The 8,716-nt window shown below is 68.1% G+C and carries 7 protein-coding genes; 4 read left to right on the forward strand and 3 right to left on the reverse strand.

The genetic code is table 11. The features are described from left to right. Positions 1–544 precede the first annotated feature (544 nt). Genes VLF18_RS06570 through VLF18_RS06580 form a run of 3 tightly spaced genes read right to left on the reverse strand, consistent with a single transcriptional unit; the run spans position 545 to position 3,842 of the window. Positions 545–1,423, reverse strand: coding sequence for a carbon-nitrogen hydrolase family protein (locus VLF18_RS06570; RefSeq protein ID WP_325278820.1), 879 nt, complete (start codon positions 1,421–1,423; stop codon positions 545–547). Next, positions 1,423–2,025: a GNAT family N-acetyltransferase gene (locus VLF18_RS06575; RefSeq protein WP_325278821.1), complete on the reverse strand. Its 603-nt coding sequence runs from the start codon at positions 2,023–2,025 to the stop codon at positions 1,423–1,425. Before VLF18_RS06575 ends, VLF18_RS06570 begins: the two co-directional genes overlap by 1 nt. After that, a complete protein-coding gene (locus VLF18_RS06580) occupies positions 2,022–3,842 on the reverse strand; it encodes a DUF885 domain-containing protein (RefSeq protein ID WP_325278822.1) in 1,821 nt (606 codons plus the stop codon). Before VLF18_RS06580 ends, VLF18_RS06575 begins: the two co-directional genes overlap by 4 nt. Positions 3,843–4,001: 159 nt before the next feature. On the opposite strand from VLF18_RS06580, the gene VLF18_RS06585 reads away from it, so the two are divergent. From VLF18_RS06585 to VLF18_RS06600, 4 genes are all read left to right on the forward strand, one after another. Further along, complete coding sequence (locus VLF18_RS06585; protein ID WP_325278823.1) at positions 4,002–4,853, forward strand: 23S rRNA (adenine(2030)-N(6))-methyltransferase RlmJ; 852 nt, start codon at positions 4,002–4,004, stop codon at positions 4,851–4,853. A 144-nt stretch (positions 4,854–4,997) separates the two neighbouring features. After that, on the forward strand, positions 4,998–6,020 hold the full coding sequence (gene tdh / locus VLF18_RS06590; RefSeq protein ID WP_325278826.1) for an L-threonine 3-dehydrogenase: 1,023 nt from the start codon (positions 4,998–5,000) through the stop codon (positions 6,018–6,020). A 37-nt stretch (positions 6,021–6,057) separates the two neighbouring features. Continuing rightward, entirely contained in the window at positions 6,058–7,497 is a 1,440-nt protein-coding gene (locus tag VLF18_RS06595) for a hypothetical protein (RefSeq protein ID WP_325278824.1), read from the forward strand. A 118-nt stretch (positions 7,498–7,615) separates the two neighbouring features. Then, positions 7,616–8,716: alpha/beta fold hydrolase (locus VLF18_RS06600; RefSeq protein WP_325278825.1), on the forward strand; the 1,101-nt coding region annotated here is incomplete at its 3' end.

An 8,716-nucleotide genomic window follows, 5' to 3' on the forward strand; every position in this document is an offset into this window, starting at 1 on the left:
GCGCAGGCCCGGACTCGGCCCCGCCGATCGAGCGCTCATGCGCCCGATCGCGAGCGGCGCATGACGGCGCCGCGAAAACGCCGACGCTTTCGACGTCCCCATGCGGGCATCTCAAGAACCCCGGTTCCGGCGATTTCCGGAGTCGAAGCTTCCCGACGTTCCCATAGGTGGCGAAACGACGCGCGAACTCTCAGCAGAACATCGCAATCGCGAAAAAGCCCAATTTCCACCTCGCGGCCGGCGCGCGCCGCTCGACACGCCGCTGGCGGACACGAGCGCAGCGACGTCGCAGGATCCGCGCCAAGACTACGCCGCCCGGAACCGCCAAAAGTATTTTTTCCACTTTTCAGCACACGGCTGCGCGGCTGCGCCGACCCGGCCCGGATCGCGGGGCGGGTCAAGAACGACCCACATGACGACGCGCCGGTTCCGGACCCGTGCATCTGCGGCCTCGCCGCCCACTGCAGCCGGATTGCCGCTCGCGGATTCCGTGCGATCGGAACGTGTCCGGCCGTGCTGTCCGGCAACCCGGCGCCGGCCGGCGTCAGCGCACGACGGCGGCGGCGGCGACGTCCGGCCGCAACTGCGCATCCCAGTCCGCCGCATTCGCAACCTGTCCGTCGCGGCGCACGCGCGCGAGCGCGTCGGCGTCGACGTCGGCGTACGACCAGAGGGTGCCGGGCTGCGCCTGCGCGACGATGCCGTCGTCGGGCAGGCCGCGATCGCTGGGCGCGAACACGGCGGCGATGCCGGTATTGGTATCGAGCGCGGGACTCCACGCGGCGTCGCCGGCGGTGACCGACTGCACGACGTGGATCTGGTTTTCGAGCGCGCGCGCGGCGCAGCCGACGCGTACGCGCGTCGCGCCGGCGGGCGTGTCGGTGCAGCTCGGCACGAGCAGCAGGCGCGCGCCGGCCTCGTACTGGCGGCGCGCATAGAGCGGAAACTCGCAGTCGTAGCAGACGTTGACGGCAAGGCGGCCGAGCGCGGTGTCGAACACCTGCAGACGATCGCCGCGCTCGATCACGCCGCTCGCGTGCTCGAAGCCGGTCAGGGTCAGCTTGTCCTGGAACCAGCGCCGGCCGTCGGGCGCGAACAGTTCGGCACGATTGCGGTAGCGGCCGTTGGCCTGGCGCAGCAGGAACGTGCCGGCGAGCACGTGCACGCCGCTGTCTCGGGCGAGACCGGCGAACAGGGCCTGCCAGTCGGCATACAGCGGCTGCAGCGCGGCCAGCGACGCGGCGAAATCGCGGCGGCACTCGTCAGCGAAGCTGCCGGCGAGTTCGAGCGCGAGGTATTCGGGAAACACGGCGAGTGCGGCGCCCTGCGCCGCGACGGCGCCGACTTCGCGCTGCAATCGCGCCGCATGGCCGGCGAAATCCGCCGGCGCGGCGATCGGCCACTGCGCGCACGCGACGCGCATCAGACCGTCTCCAGTTCGCGCAGCCAGAAGCGCAGATCGTGCATCTGCATCGTGTCGGATTCGACTTCCTGCCATTCGAGGCGGCAGAACATCAGGTGCTGGCGCGCATAGCCGCGCTTGCGCCAGAACGCATCGTTATCGCGATGATTGCGCGGGCGGCGCGGATCGTCGACGTCGCGTTCGACCGCGCAGAACGCGGTCAGGCCGAAGCCGAGTTCGCGCGCACGCGCCTCGCGCGCATCGAAGAACGCATGGCCGAGCCCGCGGCCGCGATAGGCCGGCAGCAGCACGGACTCGCCGAAATAGAACACGGCACCGAGATCGATGCCGCGTTCGAGGAACGGCTGCTGGAACGCGCCGACCTCGTCGGCCAGCGGTATCGCCGTCGATGCGCCGACCACGCGATCGCCGTCGAAAGCGAGTACGAACAGGCTGCGCGGCGAACGCGCATAGGCCGACAGATAATTCGCCTCGTACTCGGTCGTGCCTTCGTACAGATACGGCCAGTCGCGGAACACCGCGATGCGCAGCGCCGCGACGGCCGGCAGGTGCGGCGTCACCGCCGCACCGTGGAAACACGCTATCCGGACTTCCGCGCTCATGCGCCCTTGGTTTTGGCGATCCATTCGTCGACGGCGCGTTCGAGCAGCACCATCGGCAGCGCGCCGGTCTTGAGCACGACGTTATGGAACTGGCGGATGTCGAACTTGTCGCCAAGTTCTTTCTTCGCCTTTTCGCGGAGTTCCAGGATCTTGATCATGCCGACCTTGTAGCCCAGCGCCTGGCCCGGGGCGACGAAGTAGCGCTCGATCTCGGCAACGACGTCGGTCTCGACCATGCCGGTGTTGTCCAGCATGTACGAGATCGCCTGCTCGCGCGTCCACTTCTTGGCATGGATGCCGGTGTCGACGACGAGGCGCACGGCACGCATCATCTCGTCGCGCAGGCGGCCGAGGTTGTCCAGCGGATCCTTGTGGAAGCCGAGTTCGTAGGCGAGACGCTCGGTGTACAGCGCCCAGCCTTCCGAGAACGCGGTGAACGGCAGCACGCGGCGGAAGAACGGCACGCCCTTGAGTTCCTGCTGGATCGCGATCTGGAAATGATGACCCGGAATCGCCTCGTGGTAGGCCAGCGTGCGCATCGTGAACTTCGGCAATTCCGCGACATTGCGCAGATTGGCGTAGAACACGCCCGGACGCGAGCCGTCGAACGCGCCCGGCTGGTAGTACGCGCCCGGCGCGGTGGCCTGGGCGAATTCCGGCACGGCTTCGACCTTGACGCCGAGCTTCGGACGGATGTCGAAGGCCGGGCCGAGCTTGCCGTCGATGTCGTCGATGATGGCCTGGAACTGCGCGAGCAGCGCCTTCTTGCCTTCCGGCGTGTCCGGGAACAGCTGGTCCGGACGCTTCGTGATTTCGCGCACGCGGTCGCCGATCGTGCCGTCGGCAAGGCCCTGTTCGCGCAGGATCGCGTCCATTTCCGCGCTGATGCGCGCGACTTCCGACAGGCCGATCTCGTGGATCTGGTCGGCGGTCATTTCCGTCGTCGTGTGGTTGCGCACGCACCAGGCGTAGTAGGCGTCGCCGTTGGGCAGGTGCCAGGCGCCGTAGTTGCCGTCGGCCTTCGCGCGCAGCGCTTCCTCGTAGGCAATGAGCTTCTGATAGGACGGATAGACCTTTTCCTTGATCGCCTGCTCGACGCGCGCGAGCAGTCCGTCGCGCGTGGCCTGATCCATGTCGCCGGCCGGGATCTTGTCGAGCTTGTCCTTGAAGGTCGTGTAGAGCGTGTTTTCCTTCGGCGCGACGCCGACGAAACCCTGCATCTGCGTGATGACCTTGTCGACCGTGAAGCGCGGCGGCCAGATGCCCTTGCTCTCGTAGAGCTTCAGGTATTCGATGGTCTGATCGAACTTCAACGGGAACTTGTCGAGACGCGTGATGTAGTCCTCGGCCTCGCCCTTGCTCGCGACCGGATGCTGCTGCGCCATGAAATCGGGCAGCGCGCTCTGGATGCCGAACATCTGGTTGACCGGGAAGCCGTAGCCGCGGAACGCGTCGCCTTCGACCTGCAGACGCAGGAAGTAGTCGAGCACGTCGTAGGACAGCTTGCCGTCCGCGTCGAGCGCGTTGCGGTCGTAGGTGTGCAGCATGTCGTAGCTGTCTTTGAGGATCAGGAACTGGCGTTCCTCCTCGGCCGGCGACGCGTCGGCGAAGTCGTCGCTGTAGAAATCCATCCACTGCGGCAGGATCCGCATGCTCGACAGCATTTCGGGATTGCTGACCGCGAACTTCGCGAACACGCGCGTATAGAACCAGTCGAGCTTGGCCGGCTTGAAATACCAGACATGCACGAACAACAGGCCTATGAGCACGACCAGGATCAGCAGCAGGCTGACCAGCCATTTCAAGAGACGCTTCATGAACTCCCCCGGCAAACGGTGATTAAAGACGATGGGCGCGAACTGTCGCATGTTGCCGCGTCCGCGTAGGTGCCGGAAGTCATGCCGCGCCGACGGCCGGCGACCGCGGCAACGCTGCAGGCCCGTATACTGGCCGCGCGGCCGCGCCAAGGAGAGCTCATGAACTATCGGCATGCGTATCACGCGGGGAATTTTGCCGATGTGCTCAAGCACAGCGTGCTGGTCGGCCTGATCGAGGCGCTCAAGCAGAAGCAGACGCCGTTCTGCTACATCGACACCCACGCGGGCCGCGGCCGCTACGACCTGCACGGCGAGGAAGCGCTGAAGACCCGCGAATACGCCGACGGCGTGATGCGCCTGCTCGATGCGTCGCGGCTGCCGGCCGCGCTGCACGTCTATCTGAATCTCATACGCGCGCTCAACAACAACCGTCCCGGCCACGACATCGCGGTCTATCCGGGCTCGCCGCTGCTCGCGAGCCTGCTGCTGCGCGACGGCGACCGCGCGCAGCTGTGCGAACTGCAGCCCGACGAAGCCGCGGCCCTGCGCGCGCTGTTTCGCGCCGATCCGCGCGTGGCCGTGCACGAGCGCGACGGCTACGAGGCCCTGAAAGCGCTGGTGCCGCCGAAGGAAAAGCGCGGGCTCGTCCTCATCGACCCGCCGTTCGAGGCGCAGGACGGCGAATTCCGCGTGATCGAGGCTGCGCTCAAGCACGCGCAGACGCGCTGGCCCAACGGCATCTACGCGATCTGGTATCCGATCAAGCTGCGCCAGCAGATCGCCGGGTTCCACCGCTGGCTCAAGAACGGCGGCTTTGCCAAGGTGCTCGTCGCCGAGCTGCTCGTGCACCCCGACAACTCGGCGCTGCGCCTCAACGGCACGGGCATGGCCATCGTCAACCCGCCGTGGAAGTTCGAACGCCAGCTCGAGGAACTGCTGCCGGTGCTGACCCAGCATCTGGCCCAGGGTCGCTTCGGGCAGCACCGCGTCGAGTGGATCGTCGAGGGCTAGCCGACTTCGGCGGCCCGCCCGAGGATGCCGCGCCGCAGCAACATGAACCGGACCAGCGCCGGACTCTGCGGCGGCGGCGCGCCCCGCCGGCCGGCGGCGCCTATAATCGCCGCCCCCAGCCGAGGTTGTCCCATGTCCAAGATGATGAAGGCCCTGGTCAAGCGCGAAGCCACCAAGGGCATCTGGATGGAAGAAGTGCCGATGCCCGAGATCGGCCCGAACGACGTACTCGTCAAGCTCGAGAAGACCGCGATCTGCGGCACCGACCTGCATATCTACAAATGGGACGAGTGGTCGCAGCGCACGATCAAGCCGGGTCTCGTCATCGGTCACGAGTTCGTCGGGCGCATCGTCGACATGGGCGCCGGCGTGCGCGGCTATCAGGTCGGACAGCGCGTGTCGGCCGAAGGCCACATCGTCTGCGGCCACTGCCGCAACTGCCGCGCCGGGCGCCAGCATCTGTGCCCCAACACCATCGGCATCGGCGTCAATCGCCACGGCGCGTTCGCCGAGTACATTGCCATGCCCGCTTCAAACCTCTGGCCGATTCCCGACCAGATTCCGTCGGAGCTCGCCGCGTTCTTCGATCCTTACGGCAACGCCGCGCACTGCGCGCTCGAATTCGACCTGATCGGCGAGGACGTGCTGATCACCGGCGCGGGTCCGATCGGCATCATCGCCGCGGGCATCTGCAAGCATGTCGGCGCGCGCAACGTCGTCGTCACCGACGTCAACGACTACCGACTGAAGCTCGCCGCCGAAATGGGCGCGACGCGCGTCGTCAACGTCGCCAAGCAGTCGATCAAGGACGTCGTCAAGGAACTGCACATCGAGGGCTTCGACGTCGGCCTCGAAATGAGCGGCAACCAGCGCGCCTTCGCCGACATGCTCGACTGCATGTATCACGGCGGCAAGATCGCGCTGCTCGGCATCCTGCCCAAGGGCGCCGGCATCGACTGGGACAAGGTCATCTTCAAGGGCCTCGTGCTGCACGGCATCTATGGCCGCCGCATGTACGAGACCTGGTACAAGATGACGCAGATGGTGCTGACCGGCTTCCCGCTGGCCAAGGTGCTGACGCACCAGATCCACATCGACGACTTCCAGCGCGGCTTCGAACTCATGGAAGCCGGCAACTGCGGCAAGGTCGTCTGCAGCTGGAACTGATGCCGGCGCGGCGCCCGCCGGCGCCGGCCGACCGCGCATGATGTCGCGTTTTTCACATTGTCTGTTCGCCGCGCTCGTCGCGGCGGGCGATCTCCGTGCCGAGGACGCGTTCGAGGCGGAGCCGATCTTGAACGCGGCCGCGATCGTGCAGCCGGCGCTGCTGTCGGCGCCGAACGCGACGGTCGCGCCGCAGGCCGTCGTGCACGGCTACATGGCGCGCTTCGAACTCTCGACGCCGTTCGGCGAAGTGCCGGCGGAAAGCGTCGAGCTGCTCGCGATCCGCCAGGCCGAGGTTCCCGCGATCGAAACGCTCGAGCGCGCGAGCCGCAGCGGCGCGTTCGCGCATGCGCTCGGCGGGAAAATGAAGAAGACCGGCAAGTCGGTCTGGCAGGTCGTGTCGCATCCGATCGATACGCTGGCCGGACTGCCGTCCGGCGTCGCGCGTTATTTCCGCAAGCAGGTGCAGCGCTGGAGCGGCCGCGCGCAGTCGGTCGGCGACCGCGCCGCGCGCGAGTTCGGCGCCGACGGCGATCCGTTCCGCGCGCCGCAGGCGCCGATGAGCGCGGCGCGCGCGCCGCTGCGGGGCGAAACCGCGACCCGGCGGGACAAGCCCTGGTACGGCAGCATCGGCAAGGAAATCGGACGCGAGGCCAAGCGTCAGCTCGATTACAACACGATGCGCCGTGAAATGGCGAAGCATCTCGGCGTCGACCCGAGCTCGAGCAATCCGCTGCTGCGCGAACGGCTCGACACGCTGGCCTGGGCCGCCGTCGCGGGCAACTTCAGCGGCGGCGCGGCGCTCGACGCGGTCGGCGGCACGGCGGCCGAGGTGATCTCGGTCGGCGGACGGCTGAACTCGCTGGTCTGGGAACTCGACGAGGAAAACCTGCGCGAGCGCAACCGGCGGCGTCTCGCGCAGTGGTGCAGCGATGAATTCGCGGTACGTCAGTTCCTGCGCCGCGGCGGCTTCAACGACAGTCTGCGCACGGCGCTCGCCGACGAACTGGATGCGCTGAAACCGGCGCGCGGCTGCAACGATCTGATCGAGATCGGCGCGGGCACGCGCAGCGAACTGGAAGCGCGCTATCTCGTCAATGCATTGCGACTGATCCGCCGGCACGGCGCGCAGGGCGGCGAACTGTTCGTCGTCGGTGCGGCGCTCGCCTGGCGCGGCGACGACGACCGGCTGCTGCTGCCGCTGCCGCTGGACTGGCTCAGCTGGACCGCGGACATGGGCGAGTTCTTCGCCGCGCCGCAATTCCGCATCGAGGACAAGACCGTGCTCGTCGGCGGCGAGGCGTCGACCATGGCGCAGCGCGCGCTCGCCGCGCGCGGCTGGCACATGACGCTGCGCGCACCGTATGCCGGTGCGCCGGCCTATGCCGACGATCTGTCGCAGGGACTGCCGCAGCCGGCGTCCGAAGCGCCGCCGCAGCTGTGCGTCGGCGACGTCGCGGAAACCGCGGCGTGCCTGTAGCAAAAGTATTGAGTCGGTAGGAAACAGCGCCGGTCCCGGCCGCTCCCTCCGTCCTGCCTGTAAGGTTTTCCTCCACGCCCGGACTAGAAGCACATCGACACGAATCGAGGTGCTCCGGATGCGCGCATGGATTTATCTGATCGGCCTGCTGACACTGTGCGGAGCGCGCCTCGTCGCGGCGGCAACCTGGCAGTCCTGCCACCTGTCCGGCCATGGCGATGCGCTGCGCTGCACCGCCATGGCCGTGCCGCGCGACTACGCGGACGCGGCCAAGGGCAGCATCGACCTGCACATCGCGCTCGCGCCTGCGGTGCGTGCGCAGGCCGAGCCCGATCCCGTGTTCGTGCTCGCCGGCGGGCCCGGCCAGGCCGGCAGCGACATTGTCATGCTGCTCGACACCGCGCTCGCGAAAGCCCGTGCCAGCCGTGACATCGTCTTCATCGACCCGCGCGGCACGGGCCGCTCGGGACGCCTGAATTGCGACGACGGCAGCGATCCGCTGACGCGCGGCGACGAAGCACTGCGCGACGCGACGCTGGCCTGCCTGCGCGGTTTCGGCGAGTCGCTGCTGACGTACTCGACCGAAAGCGCGGCCGAGGATCTGGATCGCGTGCGCATCGCGCTCGGCGCGGAGCGGATCAATCTCTGGGGCGGTTCCTACGGCACGCGGCTCGCGCAGGTCTACGCGCAGCGTCATCCGGCGCAGGTGCGCAGCCTGATCCTCGACGGCGTCGTCGACGCGGACCTGATCATCGGCGCGGACGACCTCGCATTCCAGACCGCGCTCGACGCGCTGCTGCAGCGCTGCGCCGGCGACGCCGACTGCGCACGCGCGTTTCCATCGCTCGCGAACGATCTGGACGCGCTGCTACGCAACCTCGACGCCGCCGCTGCGACGGCGACGCTGCCGCATCCGCGCAGCGGACGGCCGGTCGCGGCGCCGGTCTCGCGTCTGCGCCTGCTGCAGACGATCAAGCACCTGCTCTATTCGCCGCGCAGCGCAGCGCGCGTGCCCTACCTGATCACGCGCGCGCGGGCGGGCGACTGGCGTCCGCTGCTTGCGGTCCAGGCGAGCAGCGTCGATGTCGCGGTCGCACCGCCGGCGGGAGGGCTGCTCATGACGATCGCATGCCGCGAGGACTGGCCGCGGCTCGACGCCTCTCGCCGCGCGGAGCAGGCGAACTCGCGCACGTTCGGCGGGCGCAGTCTCGCCGAGTTC

Origin of the sequence: Tahibacter sp. (genome assembly GCF_035481375.1) — a bacterium.
In the GTDB taxonomy this organism is placed as follows: Bacteria; Pseudomonadota; Gammaproteobacteria; order Xanthomonadales; family Rhodanobacteraceae; genus Tahibacter.

Coding starts and splice junctions, on each gene's coding strand:
- tdh (WP_325278826.1), top strand. CDS start 4,998: ATGAAGGCCCTGGTCAAGCGCGAAGCCACCAAGGGCATCTGGATGGAA.
- VLF18_RS06595 (WP_325278824.1), top strand. CDS start 6,058: ATGATGTCGCGTTTTTCACATTGTCTGTTCGCCGCGCTCGTCGCGGCG.
- VLF18_RS06575 (WP_325278821.1), bottom strand. CDS start 2,025: ATGAGCGCGGAAGTCCGGATAGCGTGTTTCCACGGTGCGGCGGTGACG.
- VLF18_RS06570 (WP_325278820.1), bottom strand. CDS start 1,423: ATGCGCGTCGCGTGCGCGCAGTGGCCGATCGCCGCGCCGGCGGATTTC.
- VLF18_RS06585 (WP_325278823.1), top strand. CDS start 4,002: ATGAACTATCGGCATGCGTATCACGCGGGGAATTTTGCCGATGTGCTC.
- VLF18_RS06580 (WP_325278822.1), bottom strand. CDS start 3,842: ATGAAGCGTCTCTTGAAATGGCTGGTCAGCCTGCTGCTGATCCTGGTC.